The sequence below is a fragment of the Bradyrhizobium sp. USDA 241 genome (assembly GCF_049739505.1).
GTDB lineage: Bacteria > Pseudomonadota > Alphaproteobacteria > Rhizobiales > Xanthobacteraceae > Bradyrhizobium > Bradyrhizobium liaoningense.
Map to the genome: position 1 here is coordinate 1 of NZ_JBMGPZ010000005.1, position 16,374 is coordinate 16,374.

General features: G+C 59.0%; 12 protein-coding genes and 5 pseudogenes. 9 read left to right on the top strand and 8 right to left on the bottom strand.

Annotated elements, in window-relative coordinates:
• Both ABIF91_RS21720 and ABIF91_RS21725 read left to right on the top strand, forming a co-directional pair.
• Positions 1 to 243, top strand: a pseudogene (locus tag ABIF91_RS21720) (IS256 family transposase); the annotation flags it as partial.
• A 30-nt stretch (positions 244 to 273) separates the two neighbouring features.
• Positions 274 to 687, top strand: a pseudogene (locus ABIF91_RS21725) (transposase); the annotation flags it as partial.
• A 657-nt stretch (positions 688 to 1,344) separates the two neighbouring features.
• Here ABIF91_RS21725 and ABIF91_RS21730 read toward each other — a convergent pair.
• From ABIF91_RS21730 to ABIF91_RS21740, 3 genes are all read right to left on the bottom strand, one after another.
• Positions 1,345 to 2,013 carry a branched-chain amino acid ABC transporter substrate-binding protein gene (locus tag ABIF91_RS21730; protein WP_080670247.1) on the bottom strand — a complete coding sequence of 223 codons (669 nt, stop codon included), beginning with the start codon at positions 2,011 to 2,013 and terminating at the stop codon, positions 1,345 to 1,347.
• A gap of 31 nt (positions 2,014 to 2,044) precedes the next feature.
• Positions 2,045 to 2,443: an ABC transporter substrate-binding protein gene (locus tag ABIF91_RS21735; protein WP_424579382.1), complete on the bottom strand. Its 399-nt coding sequence runs from the start codon at positions 2,441 to 2,443 to the stop codon at positions 2,045 to 2,047.
• Positions 2,444 to 2,759: 316 nt separating this feature from the next.
• Complete coding sequence (locus tag ABIF91_RS21740) at positions 2,760 to 3,473, bottom strand: MerR family transcriptional regulator (protein ID WP_424579810.1); 714 nt, start codon at positions 3,471 to 3,473, stop codon at positions 2,760 to 2,762.
• Positions 3,474 to 4,006: 533 nt separating this feature from the next.
• Here ABIF91_RS21740 and ABIF91_RS21745 point away from each other — a divergent pair.
• Entirely contained in the window at positions 4,007 to 5,071 is a 1,065-nt protein-coding gene (locus ABIF91_RS21745) for an IS630-like element ISRj1 family transposase (RefSeq protein WP_026192128.1), read from the top strand.
• Between the two features lie 440 nt (positions 5,072 to 5,511).
• Here the strand turns inward: ABIF91_RS21745 and nodD2 are convergent, their stop codons facing one another.
• The 3 genes and pseudogenes from nodD2 to ABIF91_RS21760 form a co-directional block, all read right to left on the bottom strand.
• Entirely contained in the window at positions 5,512 to 6,504 is a 993-nt protein-coding gene (nodD2, locus tag ABIF91_RS21750) for a transcriptional regulator NodD2 (protein WP_035696200.1), read from the bottom strand.
• A 633-nt stretch (positions 6,505 to 7,137) separates the two neighbouring features.
• Positions 7,138 to 8,082: a transcriptional regulator NodD1 gene (gene nodD1 / locus ABIF91_RS21755; protein ID WP_018646994.1), complete on the bottom strand. Its 945-nt coding sequence runs from the start codon at positions 8,080 to 8,082 to the stop codon at positions 7,138 to 7,140.
• Between the two features lie 367 nt (positions 8,083 to 8,449).
• Positions 8,450 to 8,917, bottom strand: a pseudogene (locus ABIF91_RS21760) (IS3-like element ISRj2 family transposase); the annotation flags it as partial.
• A gap of 88 nt (positions 8,918 to 9,005) precedes the next feature.
• On the opposite strand from ABIF91_RS21760, the gene ABIF91_RS21765 reads away from it, so the two are divergent.
• Positions 9,006 to 10,274: an IS256 family transposase gene (locus ABIF91_RS21765; protein ID WP_014497957.1), complete on the top strand. Its 1,269-nt coding sequence runs from the start codon at positions 9,006 to 9,008 to the stop codon at positions 10,272 to 10,274.
• A gap of 32 nt (positions 10,275 to 10,306) precedes the next feature.
• On the opposite strand, the pseudogene ABIF91_RS21770 reads toward ABIF91_RS21765, so the two are convergent.
• Positions 10,307 to 10,537: pseudogene (locus ABIF91_RS21770) on the bottom strand (IS3 family transposase); the annotation flags it as partial.
• 99 nt (positions 10,538 to 10,636) lie between these two features.
• On the opposite strand from ABIF91_RS21770, the gene ABIF91_RS21775 reads away from it, so the two are divergent.
• Positions 10,637 to 11,905, top strand: a complete 1,269-nt coding sequence (locus ABIF91_RS21775) for an IS256 family transposase (RefSeq protein ID WP_038952271.1) — start codon at positions 10,637 to 10,639, stop codon at positions 11,903 to 11,905.
• Positions 11,906 to 11,939: 34 nt separating this feature from the next.
• Here the strand turns inward: ABIF91_RS21775 and ABIF91_RS21780 are convergent.
• Positions 11,940 to 12,391 (bottom strand): annotated as a pseudogene (locus ABIF91_RS21780) (IS3-like element ISRj2 family transposase); the annotation flags it as partial.
• A gap of 663 nt (positions 12,392 to 13,054) precedes the next feature.
• Here ABIF91_RS21780 and ABIF91_RS21785 point away from each other — a divergent pair.
• From ABIF91_RS21785 to nodS, 4 genes are read left to right on the top strand one after another with little or no spacing between them, the layout of a single operon-like run.
• Entirely contained in the window at positions 13,055 to 13,687 is a 633-nt protein-coding gene (locus ABIF91_RS21785; protein ID WP_011084822.1) for a NodA family N-acyltransferase, read from the top strand.
• Positions 13,684 to 14,343 carry a chitooligosaccharide deacetylase NodB gene (gene nodB / locus ABIF91_RS21790; protein WP_011084823.1) on the top strand — a complete coding sequence of 220 codons (660 nt, stop codon included), beginning with the start codon at positions 13,684 to 13,686 and terminating at the stop codon, positions 14,341 to 14,343. Before ABIF91_RS21785 ends, nodB begins: the two co-directional genes overlap by 4 nt.
• A gap of 14 nt (positions 14,344 to 14,357) precedes the next feature.
• A complete protein-coding gene (gene nodC, locus ABIF91_RS21795; RefSeq protein ID WP_035718548.1) occupies positions 14,358 to 15,815 on the top strand; it encodes a chitooligosaccharide synthase NodC in 1,458 nt (485 codons plus the stop codon).
• On the top strand, positions 15,742 to 16,371 hold the full coding sequence (nodS, locus tag ABIF91_RS21800; RefSeq protein WP_014497813.1) for a nodulation methyltransferase NodS: 630 nt from the start codon (positions 15,742 to 15,744) through the stop codon (positions 16,369 to 16,371). The genes nodC and nodS overlap by 74 nt, the downstream gene beginning before the upstream one ends.
• The last annotated feature ends 3 nt before the right edge of the window (positions 16,372 to 16,374 follow it).

The following is a 16,374-nucleotide window of genomic DNA, read 5'->3' on the forward strand; positions in this document are numbered from 1 at the left end:
CGGGGCCTACGCAGCTCGAACCCGATCGAGAGCGTCTTCGCCACGGTGCGCCACCGAACGGTGCGGACCAAGGGATCGCTGTCGCAACAAACTGCGAAGCTGATGGTGTTCAAGCTCATCGACGCCGCATCGAAGACCTGGCGGCGATTGAAGAGCACGAACCAGTTGCCGAAAGTCATCGCCGGTGTAAAGTTCATCGACGGAATCGAAGTCATTCCGAACACTGAAAGCCACGCCGCCTGATCAGGCCGCGTCACCCAAAATCAGCCATAGCTCAAGAAGGATCTGCGCGAGGTCTATTTGGCGTCCAACCGAGCTTCGGCCGAAGTGGCGATCGATGTCTTTGCCGAGAAATACGGAGCGAAGTACGACAAGGCGGTCGAGTGCCTGACGAAAGATCGCGACGCAATGCTTGCGTTCTACGAATTCCCCGCCGAGCATTGGGACCACTTGCGGACGACGAATCCCATCGAAAGCGTGTTCGCGACGGTCCGGCACAGAACGGTGCGCACGAAAGGTTCGTTATCGTCAACGACTGCCAAGTTGATGGTGTTCAAGCTGCTCTGCGCCGCATCAAAGACCTGGCGGCGGCTGAAAGGCACAAATCAGTTGCCGAAGGTCAGCGCAGGTGTCAGATTCGAAAACGGCATCGAGGTCATCCAAGTGCCGGAAAACCACGCCGCCTGATCGCCTCGTCACCCAAAATCCCGCATAGCTCTTGAGAGCGCACGAAGTAGCGGAACGAGTAGCGTTGACTTGGACGCCAAAACCTTGGTGCCCCCGCGGCCAAGAGAGACATGCATCCCGGCGCCGGCTATCCACCAGCTCTCGCTACCCGTATACTCGGCTATAGTCTAGGTAGTGGGCCTGATTGCTTCGTGCCGTCCCGCTGTCTCTTCCATTCGTGGATCTGAGATTGCGCGATATAATCCAGGCTAGAGAATGCGTAGATGCTGGTCGGGCACGAATCTGACAGAAGGCGAACGCCTCCAACAAAATCCGTGCTTGTCCATAAAGAATCGTTAGCTTCGCTTTCCTAGTCCTCAACCTTCGATCACTGGCTGCATAAGGGGCATGCCTTCAAACCTAGCAGAACGGTAAATGGCCGCCTCCGAGGCCAGTGCTGCAGACGGGATCAGACAAGGGGGCTGCTATTTGTCTATCATCGGGCGTAGCACCTTCGGCAGGGCGGCGCTCGGTAGCTCTGCGAGCGCCGCAGCGAGCGCGAAAAACGCTGCAAAAGCAGCGAATATAAAAGCGCTAGCGAGCATTGCTGCGACAACGTTCTGAGGGCGTCTCATCATTCGAGATACTTCGCGTGGGGAATGCTGCGTTGCATGAAAATCAGTACTTCTTGACACGCTCGACATGACCGTCGCGCCAGCGATAAACCAAAAATCCAGAAGCCGAGTTGTCCCTCCTTTTGTCGAACCGGTCGATCGGTCGGGAACGAAGCGCGCTGGCGACCCGGTCAGCATTGAAGGAGCCGCTCCGGTTCACCGCCTCTGCCCAGGCTTGCACAGCGGCACAAGCGTATAGTGTGTAGCCTTCACCGGGCAGCCCGGAAGCTTTGAGTCCGGCGACCGCACTGGCAGCATTGGCGTTCCCAGCGGGGTTGGGCATGAAGGTAAACAATGTGCCATTCCCAGCGCTGCCGGTAATGGCCCAGAATTCGGAGGTCATCAGCGGATCGTTCGCCATGACCGTGAGGTCTGCTTTTGCTTCTGCTGCCTGGCGTACCAACAATCCGACTTCGGTGTGGTAGCCGCCGATATAGGCGACGCGCAGCCGGTCCTTCTCCATTCTTGAGAGCAAGGCTCTGAAGCCCCTTTCACCGGCAACATAGCTTTGCCGGCTCACCTGCCGTCCCAATCGATGAAGCCGGGCTTCAACCACGTCGACAATCCCCCTGCCAGCAGTCCTCTTGTCGTCCAGCACCGCGATTTTCTCGAGGCGATAATTCGTGTGAATGTACTCGGCGGCAACGGCTCCCTGTTGGTCGTCGGGCCGCAGATCCGAAAGACAGTCTCAAGGCCGTGCTCTGTTAGTTGAGGAGTTGACAAGCCTGGTAACACCTGGACGATGCCAGCTTCGCGTAGATGTCGGAGGCCGGGATCGACGAAGAGGAACAAAAATGGCCAACCACCAACAGGATCCGCTCTGTCGTGAGCTTATTCGCGACTGCGACAGCTTGCCTCGGGTCGCAGGCGTCGTCAGCGACGCTCAATATAGTTTTGGCATTATCGGGAAGCTGGCCTGAGGCGTTCAGGACCTCGACCGCCGCAGCCGCACCATCGCGCATTTGCGCGCCGAATGCAGCGCTGCTTCCGGTCATTGGGCCAGCCACGGCGATCTTTATTTCAGAGCCGCGCGCAGACGGAGCGACGAGAGCGCAGAAGAGAAGCGCCGCAGGCGCAAGAGAGGCATGCCGCTTATTTACCATTGTAGAGCTTCCAATGCTCACCTGAAGTGAACCGCAACTGGTTGTAGTCAACCACGCCTGTAGACAGGCGTTGCTTGCTGGGCAAACCTGCGTTGGCCGGGCGAGCCGCCAACTACGGTAAGATCTACAACTTGACGTTACGCGCGGATCAAGCCCTTTTGGGAAGAGCGATGGAGGCGTCAGGGACGCGGATCGACCGGCGGTGACAATCCTTCCGTTTGATTCCGTAAAACTCCAAGCCGCGTCGGAGAGCGGCCGGTTCACCTAGCGTTTCTTAGCTTGCCCTAACCGGCGTGTGGAACCCGCCATGAATGCGTCAGTAAGGCTGATCCTCCAATCCGCCAAGGGCAAGATCGAGATATTGCATTAGACAGGGATCCCAACCAGCCAGACTGCGGGGCGCGCTTAATCGTGCAAGTACCTTCAGGATCATCGAAACACGTGAATCGTCGCCGGCGATTTCGCTGATCAGCAAGCGTGCTGCAACCGCGACAGCCTTTGCGCGCTCTCCGCAAGGGTGCTCGCCCCCATCCATGCAGTCGCGAAGATCATCACGGATTCGCCGCCAGCGGTCCTCTCGCTCCGCAGCTAAATTGCAGGTGCACCGGGACGTCTGACTCCGCGTCTCGGCGCGCGACATGGCGTTCAGGGTGGCAGGCAGCTCATCCACACTTACCTGCGCCTCGCTGTCGATGGTCATGTTGCGCAAACGGTCGCGCAACAGAGTTGTGCGCGCGACTTGGACTTCTATGCGCTCTAGATGTTTGCGCAGCAAGTCCGTGAGTGAGGTCGTCCCCTCCATAGCTTTACGGATCTCCACGAGCGAGAAGCCAAGCTCACGCAGCGCGCGAATCTGATGAACCCGTTGCCCGCTTTCGCGGTCATACATCCGGTGACCGCCCTCAGTGCGCTCTGTCGCTGCTAGCAGTCCAGTGTGCTCATAATGGTGCAGCGTGCGCACCGTTACTCCGGTCGCCTCTGCAAGTTCGCCAATGCGCCATCGACGCCGTCTTGGTGTAACTCTGTTCATGTTGTTCAATTTCAAAGCCTACAACCTGACGTCACGTATGATTCAAGCGGATTTCTAAGCTCCAGTTGAATCGCCTTTAATTCATGCGCGCGAGTGGTGACTATCCTTAGAATGGCGGCTGATCAACCCTCAGGAGAAAGGGTGATCAACAAGTTCGCCAGGCGTGCCAGTTCAGCCTCGCCAGCCGCCGTACGCTCCAGGATAAGTTTGGCGATTGCTGCGCAGTTTTCTGGACTCCGCATCGACGGAGGTAGCGCGTCGACGGCGCCGTCATAAAGCCGTCCGAGGGCAGATAGCTCTTCTGGATCGAACACCCCGCTGCAAAGCTTCAACGTTCAGCTCCTTGTTTGAAATTGAGTCAAGCGCAGCGCACGTCGTCAAGACGTTTGGCTGCGGTAGGGCCAAAAGAAGTCATACCTGCGGCGCAAAGCGATGAGGATGTGATGTGCTGCTGTGTGATGCGTTCAGGCCACACGCGTTCGCGATGGCAGTACCCACTTTTCTTGGAACGTGAGTCGTGATTCAAGGTCGGGATGATACCCGAAGCAAGAGAAGTCCACCTTTCGAGGAAAGATCGCAAGGTGCTTGAGGCGTGCTGTCGCTCACCGGTGACGTTGCAGCGCGATTTGAAGCGGGCGCGGATAGTTCTGTTGGCGGCGGATGGGCGCAGCACCCGGTCGATCGCCAAGGAAGTTGGGGTCCAGCCGCGGATTGTCAGCCTTTGGCGGCATCGCTATGCCGACCATGGCCTTGAAGGGCTGCAAGACAAGCCGCGGCCTGGCAAGCAGCCGATCTATACGAAGACGACCGACAAGCGGATTCTGAAGCTGCTGGATAAGCCGCCACCGCAAGGGTTTGCGCGCTGGACCGGCCCCCTGCTGGCCGAGGCGCTGGGCGATGTCGATGTCCAATATGTCTGGCGGTTCCTGCGCAGCCACAAGATTGACCTGGTGGCTCGCAAGTCCTGGTGCGAGAGCAACGACCCGAACTTTACGGCCAAAGCCGCCGATGTTGTCGGCCTCTATGTCGCGCCGCCGGCGAAGGCCATTGTGCTGTGCGTGGACGAGAAGCCCTCGATCCAGGCTTTGGAGCGAGCGCAGGGTTATCTGAAGTTGCCCAATGGCCGCGCCTTGACCGGCCAAAGCCACGATTACAAGCGGCATGGCACCACAACATTGTTTGCGGCGCTCGAAGTCGCCACCGGAAAGATCATCGCGACCCATTCAAAACGCCGGCGCCGCGTCGAGTTTCTCGATTTCATGAACAGCGTCACCGCGGCTTTTCCGAACCGCAAGCTTCACGTCATCCTCGACAACCTCAACACCCATAAAAAGAACGAGGACTGGCTCAAGGCCCACCCCAACGTGCAATTTCATTTCACGCCGACAAGTGCGTCATGGCTCAATCAGGTCGAAGTATGGTTTTCCATCTTGCAGGGGCAGTCGCTCAGCGGCACCTCCTTCACGAGCCTCAAGCAGCTTCAGGAACACATCGATGCCTACGTCAACGCATACAACGACAGAGCCGAGCCCTTCGTCTGGACCAAGAAAAAGGTCCGTCAACGCCGTTTCAAAGGCCGCCGTATCACTCAGCTCTGATTCCGGGTACTAGCTTCGACGGCACGGCAAGTCCGACGATCTCTATGCTCACAATGAACGGTGGTAGGAATCCGAATAAGCTGATCATCTCCGTTCATCGGGAGCAACTACCGACCCAGGGAGTTGACGGCAAGAGCTCCGTGCCTGGCCTACCTTCTTGAGAGAGCTGCGCCCTGCCGCGGCCGTTGCAACGTAAACGCCTAGCTTCAGTGCGAAGGCATTGCTCCGTCGCTCGCCGGCCCCGTTCCGTTCCCGTCCCTAAAAGCATCAAGTCGGCAGTCTGCCGTTTCTCGCCCCCGAGGCGGAGGTGCGAAGAGCGAAAGCGCCTCTTGCCTGCCGCAAGGATCCTTTCCCCCGGCAATAAGAGCAAGCCAGGCGAGCAGGAATTGTGTGTTGAGACAAGTGTTGGAATGTGAGGTTCGTAGACTTCGCGAATGTGCTTACGGCAACGGTGAGACGGATCGCACGAAATGTCCCGGGGGCTCCGCGTCTTCCGGGCTGCTGGTCACACGGAGCTCTTGTGTAGTTGCCATGCGGGTGGCCTCCTGCAACAAAATGTCCCTCATCCACAGACTTCCCGGGTCGCTGTTGTGAAGTGAGGGCCATTGGACCGCCTCGGTGAAGGCGGGGAATGGATGCGGAAGCTCAACGATCCGAAGGGGCATCGTTCTTTGGAAATGCCTCACGAGCCCTAATGGCATCGTGCCTATGCGGTTCGTCCCAACTATGAGAGGCGGGATCATGCTGAAGCTCTGCACGAGGATGTCGATGCGCCGCGTGGGTCCGAGATCAGTCAAAAAGGAATGCTCAACTGGCGTCCGGGGCGCACCTCCGTGCTTAACTGCAACGTGACCCATCGACATATATCGATCGAATGTAAGCCGGGGTTGTAATTCCCTATTGGTGCAGCAGCCTACGCAGACGAGTCGCTCCTCGAAAAGGGCCGCTCTGGGGTGCGTGCTGGACATGAAAAAATCTGGCCGGATAACAAAATCGACTTCACCGCGGCGGAGGAGCAGCTCGTGTTCATCGGTCGGCGCAGCCAATTCGAAGCTGACGGCGGGGGCTTCTCGCGTGACGCGTGCTACGACATTTCGGAAGAGCACAACTGTTACGAAGTCAGAAAGGACGATCCTGAATCGGCGGTTCAATCGAGCTGGGTCGAACGGATGTCGGGCCATAATCGAGAGTTCAATGTGCATCAGAGCCTCGCGCACAGGAGCCGCGAGCCCTTCCGCGCGTGAGCTCAAGACAAGTTCGCGCCCCCTCATTCCAAACAGTTCATCACGGAAATGCTTGCGCAGCCGGGCAACGGCTGCGCTCATTGCCGGCTGACTAAGATTGATCTTGCGTGCGGCTGACGAGAGGTTGCGCTCAGTTATTAGAGCATCCAGCGCGACCAGAAGATTTAGATCCAGACCTTTGAAACGCATCTCTTCCTATCCGGCACAAACGTCGTTGCTGCGCAATAGCGTGCGGTGGCGCCAGCGCCTGGAGCAATCGTCTTGGCCCGCCCCAATGGACATCGGCTCATTCCTGCGCCCGGGAAAGGAAGCTTGCGAGATGACCGCAACAATGGAGAGCAAGCGGAAAGCCGATCGGCAGCGGCGGGAAAGCGTCGGGAGCTCCAAGCTAATTGGTCTTGCCGGTTCCGGCCGGCCACGCAGCAGGGTCGTTCAGTCCGCTGATGGCAGATCAGCCCAGTGTTCGTCAGCGTGCCAAAGCGCGGTGTCGACAGCTGGGTCGTGCAGCGCTTGTCACGAGAGCAACCTACAACCTGACGCAATGTGCGGTTCAAGACATTTTAGTGATAGAGCCAAACATTTGCACGGGAGGCATATTCTTCTGCGATGGTTGCCGGACGTAGCCTGAATGCGTCGTGAGCGCATCAAACCGCACCTTCGAGGTCACCACGCGCACAACTGGAAAAGGCTTCGCGACCGATCGTCGCATTGCGCGTCTCTGGCTCCTTCTCACCTCCATACCCTGGAGAGACGAAAGAAAACGGGGCACGTCGAAGGTTCTACAGTGTGCCGGGGATGTTCAGAGCGCAGCTTAAGGTAAGCCTAACAGCGCCTGCGAGTTGGAGGCTCCTGGTCCCCAGATGCCATGTTGGATGCTTCCTCGAGCAATATCCGACGCATCCAGATGCTCGCGGGGTCGGTATTGTGGAATGAGGGCCACTGCAGGGCCTCTGTGAATGTGGGCAGGGGGAGGGGCGGTTGGATGATCCGCAACGGCATCCGCTTTTCGAAGTGCCTGGCCAGTCGTAAGGGCATCGTGCCGATACGGCTCGTGTCTAGCAACAGGGGCGGAATCAGGCTAAAGCCCTGCACGACGACCTCAATTCGTCTCCTCAGGCCGTGCTCAAGCAAAAACCATTCTTCGAGGTTCGGTCTCAGTGCGCGTCCGAACTTGGCAGTAACGTGCCCCATCGAGATGTATTGTTCGAACGTAAGCTGCCGGGATAGCTGCTTGTTCGCGCGGCATCCGACGCATACGAGGCTCTCGTCGAACAGCGTCGCCTTAGGGTGCGCGCTCGACATGAAAAGTTCCGGCAGAATGAGAAAGTCGACCTCGCCCCGCCGCAGCAGCTCATCCGGTTCATCAGAAAATGGCAGCAGTTCGAAGCGCACCGCGGGGGCTTCTTGCGCCATGCGGTCCACAATTCTGCGGAAAAAAACGATCGTCATGAAATCTGAGAGAATGACCCTGAAGCGTCGGCTCGATTGAGCAGGGTCGAGCGCGTCCCGCGATATGATTGAGAGCTGGATGTGCAGCAGGGCCTCGCGAACCGGACCTGCAAGCGCTTCCGCGCCAGGTGTCGGGACGAGTTCGCGACCTCTCATAGTAAAGAGTTCATCGCGGAAATAGGTGCGCAGCCGTGCGATCGCAGCGCTCATAGCAGGCTGGCTCAGATTGATTTTGCGAGCCGCCGCTGTGAGGTTGCGCGCCGTCATCACGGCGTCGAGCGCAACGAGAAGATTTAGATCAAGTCCCTTGAACCGCATGTGATGAGTCTATCCATCGTGTGGATGTGTTCTATCGAAACAATCGATTTTACCAAACTGGGGGAGGTTGGATAGCAAACTGAAGTTTGGAAAAAGCAATTAGACGCGCCACGATGGTTTCCGGTAGTTCACGTGAGCTAAGAGAAGAGCTCCCAGACGTGGGAGCGCACCATGGGCGCGCGTTGTTGTTTCTCCTTAAGCGTGGCCGTTCGAACGCCAAGAGAGCTGGCCCCGGTTGTTTGGACAGCGCCCCGCTGGATTTAAGTGGATTCCTGCCGGGTTATGCTGAACGCGGGGCTTTACGGTTTTGTCGTTGCGTCGGGAGGGCGTAGCCCGACCAGAGCGACGACAAAACCGTCGGCGACGGTCATGCGGCCATCACCATAGCTTGCGTGCCGAAGTAAGCCTCGTCGGGCGTGCGCCCGTCAAGGCTCGAGTGAGGGCGTCCCTGATTGTAGAAGGCCAGATACTTGGCAATTGACGCTCGCGCCTCGGACACGCTGTCGTAGGCGCGGAGATATACTTCTTCGTATTTGACCGTGCGCCAGAGCCGCTCGACAAACACGTTGTCGCGCCAGGCGCCCTTGCCGTCCATGCTGATGGCGATCTTCGCGTCCAGCAGCACATCGGTGAACTCGAGGCTGGTGAACTGGCTGCCCTGATCCGTGTTGAAAATCTCGGGCCTGCCGTGCTTCGCCAACGCCTCCTGGACCGCTTCGACGCAGAAGGCCGCCTCCATTGTGATCGAGACGCGATGGGCCAGGACCCGTCGGCTGAACACATCGACGACCGCCGCGAGATAGACGAAGCCACGCCGCATCGGAATGTGAGCTATGCGGGAAACTGGGTGATGACGGAATGAGATAGGCGGCGTATCGAGGCGGGTGTCGAGCCTGCCAGAACCTCAAGGAGAGCGATACGCCATGAACGAGCATAGCAACATTGTCCCACTGCGTCAGCCCGATGAGATCGACGATCCACTGACGAATATTTTGCGATCTGGAGCTCGGCAGCTGCTTGCGCAGGCTGTCGAGATGGAAGCCGAGGCGTTTCTCGCCGCGATGAAGGGCTTGAAGCTTCCCGATGGCCGCGACCGCCTCGTGCGACACGGCCATGGTCCAGTGCGGACGATCCAGACGGGGATCGGCGCCGTCGAAGTCGCCCGGGTAAAGATTCGCGATCGCGCGGTGACCAGCGATGGCGAGCGGATCCGCTTCACCTCGGCGATCCTGCCGTTGTGGGCACGGCGCACGAAGAGCTTGGATGCACTTTTGCCGGTTCTGTACCTGCGAGGCATCTCGACGGGCGACTTCCAGGAGGCGCTGGCGGCGCTCTTGGGCAAGGATGCGCCGAATCTTTCTCCGGCGGTGGTTTCCAGACTGACGACGGAGTGGCAGCTCGAGTACGAGCGTTGGCAGAAGCGCGATCTGTCGGCGCGCCGGTACGTATACGTGTGGGCGGACGGCGTCTTCCTGCAGGCTCGCATGGAAGACCACAGCGAATGCATGCTGGTGCTGATCGGCGCGACGCCGGAAGGCAAGAAGGAACTCATCGGCTTCCAGGTCGGCGTGCGCGAGAGCACGCAGAGCTGGCACGAACTGCTCGTCGAGGCGAAAACCCGAGGGCTGAAGATCGCCCCGGAAATCGCCGTCGGTGACGGCGCGCTCGGCTTCTGGAAGGCGCTCGACGAGGTCTTTCCCGCCACGCGACATCAGCGGTGCTGGGTGCACAAAACCGCGAATATCTTGAACAAAGTCGCAGTGTCGGTACAGGCCAGCATGAAGAAGGATCTGCGCGAGGTCTATTTGGCGTCCAACCGAGCTTCGGCCGAAGTGGCGATCGATGTCTTTGCCGAGAAATACGGAGCGAAGTACGACAAGGCGGTCGAGTGCCTGACGAAAGATCGCGACGCAATGCTTGCGTTCTACGAATTCCCCGCCGAGCATTGGGACCACTTGCGGACGACGAATCCCATCGAAAGCGTGTTCGCGACGGTCCGGCACAGAACGGTGCGCACGAAAGGTTCGTTATCGTCAACGACTGCCAAGTTGATGGTGTTCAAGCTGCTCTGCGCCGCATCAAAGACCTGGCGGCGGCTGAAAGGCACAAATCAGTTGCCGAAGGTCAGCGCAGGTGTCAGATTCGAAAACGGCATCGAGGTCATCCAAGTGCCGGAAAACCACGCCGCCTGATCGCCTCGTCACCCAAAATCCCGCATAGCTCTCGGAATGTAGGTGATGTCCATTGCCCACGCATGGTCGGGCCGCTCGATCTTCAATCCGCGCAACAGGTACGGGTAGATCTTGTGACCCGGAGCCGGCTTGCTCGTGTTCGGGCGACGATAGACCGCCTCGATCCCCATGCGCTTCATCAGCGTCGCGATGTGGCGGCGACCGGCGTATACGCCCTCCCGCCGCAGCAACGATCGCAGCATACGCGCTCCCGCGAAGGGATAATGAGCTATGGCGGAATCTGGGTGATGACGGTGTGAGGAAGGCGGCGTATCGAGGCGGGTGACGAGCCTGCCAGAACCTCTCGAGGAGAGCGATACGCCATGACCGAGACTACCAATGTTCTTGCTTTCCGTCAGCCGTCCGCGGTTGATGATCCACTGACCGATATCGTTCGTGCCGGCGCGCGGGACCTGCTTGCCAGGGCGATCGAGATCGAGGTTGGCGCGTTTCTGGCCAGCACGGCCAATCTGACGCTGCCCGACGGTCGAGCGCGCCTGGTCCGACATGGGCACGGTCCGGTGCGCGAGATTGCGACCGGCATCGGTCCGGTGGAGGTCGCTCGTCCCAAGGTCCGCGACCGCGGAGCGAGCGGGCCAGGCGACCGCCTCCGCTTCAGTTCGGCAATCCTGCCGCTATGGGCGCGGCGGACGAAGAGCCTGGATGCCTTGATCCCGGTCCTCTATTTGCGCGGCATCTCGACCGGCGACTTCCAGGAGGCGCTCTCGGCGCTGCTCGGCAAGGATGCGCCGAACCTGTCGCCTTCGGTGATCGCCGGCCTGAAGGCCGATTGGCAGGTCGAGTACGAACGCTGGCAGAGACGCGATCTGTCGGCGCGTCGCTATGTCTACATCTGGGCCGATGGCGTGTACCTGCAGGCCCGCATGGAAGATCACAGCGAATGCATGCTGGTGCTGATTGGCACCACGCCGGAAGGCAAGAAGGAGCTGATCGGCTTCCAGGTCGGCGTGCGCGAGAGCGCGCAGAGCTGGCGCGAACTCCTGATCGACCTGCGGCAACGCGGGTTACGGATTGCCCCGCAACTCGCCATCGGCGACGGCGCCCTCGGCTTCTGGAAGGCACTGGACGAGGCCTTTCCCGGCACGCGGCACCAACGATGCTGGTGCCATAAAGTGAGCAACGTACTCGACAAGGTCGCCAAATCCGTGCAGGGCCCCATGAAGAACGACCTGCGGAACATCTATCTGGCCCCACACCGGGCCGAAGCTGAAACCGCGATCGACGTCTTCGTCGAGAAATACCACGTCAAATACGGACGTGCGGTGGAGTGCCTGATCAAGGATCGCCATGCGCTGCTCGCCTTCTTCGACTTCCCTGCTGAGCACTGGATCCACCTACGCAGCTCGAACCCGATCGAGAGCGTCTTCGCCACGGTGCGCCACCGAACGGTGCGGACCAAGGGATCGCTGTCGCAACAAACTGCGAAGCTGATGGTGTTCAAGCTCATCGACGCCGCATCGAAGACCTGGCGGCGATTGAAGAGCACGAACCAGTTGCCGAAAGTCATCGCCGGTGTAAAGTTCATCGACGGAATCGAAGTCATTCCGAACACTGAAAGCCACGCCGCCTGATCAGGCCGCGTCACCCAAAATCAGCCATAGCTCAGGGATAATCGAGATGCAGCTCATCGAGCCGACGCATCAAGGCAAGGTCCTCGGCCGAAACTGGCCGAGGTTCATAGTAGACCGTGCTGCGAGCCAGCTTCAGGACCTTCGCCTGGCGCACGATAGAAAGATCATGATCGCGGTCGATCATCGCTTTGCGCTCAGCAGGCCCGCCTTGGTGAGCGCGCCGGACAAAAAATCGTTTTCCAACGCCAGCTCGCCGATCTTGGCATGTAACGCCTTCAAATCGACCGGCGTCTCGGCCGATGTCTTGTCATGCCCAAACACGCCGGCGGCGCCTTCCAGGAGCTGGTTTTTCCAGATCGTGATCTGGTTCGGATGAACATCAAACAGTTGCGCCAGCTCCGCCAGTGTCTTGTCGCCTTTGACCGCAGCCAAAGCAACCTTCGCCTTGAATGCCGGAGAATGCGTCCGGCGGCTCTTCTTCGTCATCTTCGCTCCTGATTCGCAGCAAGAATCCTCGCCGCTGTCAGGCAGAAAATCCACTCAAGCTACTGTCCGAATTTGCGGGGCCAGCTCTAAGTGCGTCCCGATAAACGTTGGTATGCGGATATCATCCGTTTCCATATTTCAGGTTTACCCGCGTACAATTGAGGGCGCGTTCAGCCTCATTCTAGTGTCGAAGAATAGAGGCAGACGCAGGTTGCGGATGCCAAGAATTCCAGGCGCCGTTCCAAATGGCTCGCCTGTCCAGTGCATGTGGGGCGTGTCGAAGATGTATAAAAGCCAGTGTGATCTGATGCCGCTCCGATGCGCCATCGATGAGGCTTGCGCGCCGATGGCCGGCCCTCAGACGTCAAAGTGCCGGAGGGCGATGCGACTGCAGGCACAAAAGCTCGCTGGTGCAGACAGGTTCTGGCTAGCCCAACCGCCTCGTCGGCAGCTTCCGATTTATCGTGAGCGCGGCATCAACCGCACGAGGGTGCAATCAAGCGATCGCTCCGTCGCGCAAAGGCCAGCGGCGCGGAGTAGGCGAGCAGTGCCGAGCTCCGACAGAGCATGGCGGCGCATCTCAGCATTCATCGGCGGTTCGGCGAATAGCGAATTGACGTGACCATCCCCGCTCTTCATTCCACCGGCGCAAGGAAGCTCGCCATGAACATTGCCGTCTCCCCGACTGCGGAAGGATCTTCTGGGCGCGCTCAAGTGCAGTGGAGCCTTCGTTGGGAAAGTGAACTGCAGCTCGCCGATCATGCCGAGCTCGCGGAGTTCTTCCGCAAGAGTTACGGACCGACGGGTGCGTTCAATGCGCAGCCGTTTGAGCGGAGCCGAAGTTGGGCTGGAGCAAGACCCGAGCTCCGCGTAATTGGTTACGACGCGCGCGGGGTAGCGGCTCACATCGGGCTACTGCGCCGCTTCATCAAAGTTGGTGAAGTCGATCTCCCTGTGGCCGAACTGGGGTTGTATGCGGTGCGCCCCGATCTCGAGGGGCACGGGATAGGCCACGCAATGCGCGTGATGTATCCCGCACTCCAGGAGCTCGGCGTTCCATTCGGATTTGGCGCGGTTCGCTCGGCCCTCGAAAAACATTTGACCCGACTGGTCGAAAGGCAGGGGCTCGCCACCCTGATGCGTGGCATTCGCGTCCGCTCCACCTTGCCGGATGTCTATCCAAATTTATCGCCGACGCGCATCGAAGACGTGATCGTCGTGGTGTTTCCGGTCGGACGCTCGATAAGCGAATGGCCGGCCGGGACTGTCATCGATCGTAACGGGCCTGAGTTGTGACAGAGCGTTCCACCCTATCTACTGTCCGCTGCGACTACGCTGACGCGGGCGGAAGTCGAGCTGTCCATTTGACTTTTGACGATGGGCCAAATCCATTTTGTACGCCAGAGGTGCTCGATGTCCTGGCGCAACATCGGGTCCCCGCGACATTCTTCGTCATCGGGACGTACGCGACGGAGCATCCTGAACTCATCCGACGAATGATTGCGGAAGGGCATGAGGTTGCGAACCATACGATGACCCATCCTGATCTATCCAGATGCGGACCTACGGAGCTACACGACGAGGTGCTGACGGCGAGCGAAGCCATCCGTCTGGCGTGCCCGCTGGCCTCGCCCAGGCATATGCGAGCGCCTTACGGCATATGGACGCGAGATGTGCTCGCAGTGGCGGCGAGCGCTGGTCTCACGGCTCTGCACTGGTCGGTCGACCCTAGAGATTGGTCCCGCCCCGGGGTTGATGCAATTGTGAATTCCGTACTGGCGAACGTACGCCCGGGTGCAATTGTGCTCCTGCACGACGGATATCCTCCCGATGAGGAGGGATTGCCCAGTGGCTCTACGCTGCGCGATCAGACCAGGACGGCGCTGGCATATCTCATTCCAGCACTACAACGGCGCGGGTTTGTAATCCGTCCACTCCCTCAACTCCACTGAAAAAACGACACCCCATGGACCTGCTCGCGACGACCAGTGCTGCCGCCATTTCATCTTATGCGCTCCTATCGACGATCTATAAGAGCGTGCAAGCGCTTTATGCTCAGCCGGCGATCAACTCATCGCTGGACAACCTTGGACAAGCCGAGGTGGTCGTTCCTGCTGTGGACGTGATCGTGCCGTGCTTCAACGAGAATCCGAACACACTCGCCGAATGTCTGGAGTCGATTGCCAGTCAAGACTACGCCGGAAAGATGCAGGTATATGTGGTCGATGACGGATCGGCAAACCGCGACGTTGTCGCGCCTGTACACCGGATATATGCGAGCGATCCGAGATTCAGTTTTATCTTGTTGGCGAACAATGTGGGAAAGCGCAAGGCGCAGATCGCAGCGATACGCAGCTCATCCGGTGATCTGGTTCTCAACGTCGATTCCGATACGATACTTGCTGCCGACGTCGTCACGAAGCTTGTATTGAAGATGCATGACCCGGGAATCGGTGCGGCCATGGGTCAGCTGATCGCGAGCAATCGCAACCAGACCTGGCTGACCAGGCTGATCGACATGGAATATTGGCTCGCGTGCAACGAAGAGCGCGCGGCACAGGCGCGCTTCGGTGCCGTCATGTGTTGCTGCGGCCCATGTGCCATGTATCGGCGTTCCGCGCTCGCCTTGCTTCTTGATCAATATGAAGCCCAATTCTTTCGTGGGAAGCCGAGCGATTTCGGCGAGGACCGCCACCTAACGATACTCATGCTCAAGGCGGGGTTTCGAACCGAATACGTTCCGGACGCCATAGCAGCCACAGTCGTCCCGCACAGTCTTCGGCCATATCTACGACAGCAACTCCGCTGGGCGCGAAGTACCTTTCGAGATACGTTTCTTGCTTGGCGCCTGCTGCCAGAGCTCGATGGTTATTTGACGCTAGACGTTATCGGGCAAAATCTCGGCCCATTGCTCCTCGCCATTTCATCACTTGCTGCGCTCGCACAGCTCCTGATCGATGGCTCTATACCCTGGTGGACGGGATTGACGATTGCTGCAATGACTACGGTCCGGTGCTGTGTGGCAGCGCTTCGTGCCCGCGAGCTGCGGTTTATCGGCTTCTCGCTCCACACGCCGATCAATATCTGTCTCTTACTGCCTTTGAAGGCCTATGCGCTTTGTACATTGAGCAATAGCGATTGGCTATCTCGGAAAGTCACCGATATGCCGACGGAAGAGGGGAAACAGCCTGTCATCCTGCACCCGAATGCCGGACGAAGTCCTGCTGGTGTAGGGGGGCGCCTGCTCCTATTCGTAAGGCGGCGTTATCGCAGCCTCCATCGAGCCTGGCGGCGACGGAGAGTGTTTCCGGTCGCGATCGTTCGACTGTCTACAAATAAGTGGTCGGCTGATGACTCAGGACGAAAACCATCAGTTATTAGAGCGAGAGTTGGCTGTCGACGACCCGTGGCGCCTCGACACTAGTGCGTTCGAGCAGCAGCGATACGCGCAAATGCTCCGGATGTCGCGCCGCGACGGAGATGCGGCGTCTGCGCTCGAAGTAGGATGTGCAGCCGGTGCATTCACGGAGATGCTGGCGCCGCTATGCGAGCGACTTACGGTCGTGGATGTCATGCCGCAGGCAATCGAGCGAACGCGACTGCGGACCGGGAAATGGTCACATATTAGTTGGGTGACCTGCGACATTCAGCGGTTCTCGACCACTGAGCAATTCGATTTGATTGTCGTGGCTGAGGTTCTTTACTACCTCAGGGACGTCGTCGAGATGCATGCGGCTATCCGCAACCTGGTGAGTATGCTTGCGCCAGATGAGACTCTCATTTTCGGGTCTGCGCGTGATGAAATATGTCAACGCTGGGGGCATGCTGCCGGTGCTGAGACGGTGATCGCTCTCTTCAATGAGAGCCTATCAGAGATCGAGCGCCGGCACTGCTGCACCGGGTCGGCGAGCGAAGACTGCTTGATCGTCCGGTTTCTGAAGCCGGGCGGCGCGTCGGCACAATCAAACGCCGGTCATTAGGCC